Genomic DNA, 1,535 nt, shown 5'->3' with positions numbered 1-1,535 from the left:
AGCCGAGGGGAGTTGAACCCCTGTCCTACCATCTCGTAACTAACACATCTACGTTCATAGCTGAATAATTTAAATCTCGTCTAGTGCACGCCATTCCGCGCGGCGATCAGTTAGACCAGCCTGATTATCCTCTTCATACCTGCCCCAGGCGGAGACAAATATGCGCAGATTGCTTAATTTTAAAACCTAGCTTAACCCACAATCAAAGCTATGCATAGGCAACGCAGGCTGTTTTTTAGGCAGCTACTGCGTAAGTGTTTTGTGAATTGTTTGCAGTTAATTCTTCTGAGTGGATTATAGGGCCACAACCCCTAAACGCAGTACTAGCACGAACAATGCCAGTCGATTCCGTAACGACCCCGTTAATGTACGGCTTTCGTACTTAATTATTATAACAAGCTCTCAGAACATTCACAAATAAATAGAGAAGTTGTGCTTGTTTTTGTTTTTAGTTCGGTTATAATTGATTTGTTGGGTGGAACGCAACAAAATTAATATTAAAACACGAACATTGTTCAAACTTAGGGGAATTTAAATGGACTTTTCAACTGTATTCGACTACGAAGATATTCAACTCATTCCAAACAAGTGTATTATCGAGTCTCGCTCTGAAGCGGACACGTCTGTCACACTCGGCAATCGTAAGTTCAAGATTCCCGTTGTGCCAGCTAACATGCAAACGGTCATTAACGAGGAGTTGGCGATGAAACTCGCCACTGAGGGGTACTTCTACGTTATGCATCGTTTCGAACCAGAAACACGCTTGGACTTTGTCCGTCGTTTCCATGAAGCTGGCACGTTTGCTTCAATTTCCGTTGGAATTAAGCAAGAAGAATACGAGTTCATCGACGCCTTGCAAGCCGCTAACTTGACGCCTGAATACATCACCATCGATATTGCGCACGGTCACTCCGACGCCGTTATCAAGATGATTCAATACATCAAGGCCCACTTGCCAAATGCCTTTGTAATTGCCGGTAACGTGGCTACGCCTGAAGCAGTCCGTGATTTGGAAAATGCGGGTGCAGATGCGACAAAACTCGGTGTCGGTCCGGGTAAGGCCTGCATTACAAAGTTGAAGACTGGCTTCGGTACTGGCGGTTGGCAACTAGCTGCCCTCCGTCTTTGCGCGAAGGCTGCTAAGAAGCCAATCATCGCAGATGGTGGGATTCGTTATAACGGTGATATCGCCAAGTCAATTCGCTTCGGTGCCACGATGGTCATGATTGGATCATTGTTCGCAGGCCACGCTGAAACACCTGGTGAAGTTATCGAAATGGATGGCGCTAAGTATAAGACATACTTTGGTTCTGCTTCGCAATTCCAAAAGGGCGAATACAAGAACGTCGAAGGTAAGAAGTTGTTAGTCCCTTACCGTGGCTACATCGATGATACCTTGCTTGAAATGGAACAAGATTTGCAATCAGCTATTTCATACGCTGGTGGTCGTCAATTGATGGATCTTAAGTACGTCGACTATGTCATCGTTAAGAACTCAATCGTTAATGGGGATTCCTACTAAACAGCAAAAACGC

At 45.0% G+C, this 1,535-nt stretch carries 1 protein-coding gene and 1 other RNA gene; one reads left to right on the top strand and one right to left on the bottom strand.

Translation table 11 applies throughout. The features are described from left to right. Positions 1 to 361, bottom strand: a transfer-messenger RNA (tmRNA) gene (gene ssrA / locus WEIDD23_RS08090). A gap of 174 nt (positions 362 to 535) precedes the next feature. Between ssrA and WEIDD23_RS08085 the strand changes: the two genes are divergently transcribed. After that, entirely contained in the window at positions 536 to 1,522 is a 987-nt protein-coding gene (locus WEIDD23_RS08085; RefSeq protein WP_010370198.1) for a GMP reductase, read from the top strand. Positions 1,523 to 1,535: the final 13 nt, after the last annotated feature.

It is taken from the genome of Weissella sp. DD23, assembly GCF_001579105.1.
Classification (GTDB): Bacteria; Bacillota; Bacilli; order Lactobacillales; family Lactobacillaceae; genus Weissella; species Weissella cibaria.
This window is presented reverse-complemented; position numbering and strand designations above follow the sequence as displayed.

Excerpts from the sequence above, each read along its gene's own strand:
- WEIDD23_RS08085 (WP_010370198.1), top strand. The coding sequence starts at position 536 with ATGGACTTTTCAACTGTATTCGACTACGAAGATATTCAACTCATTCCA.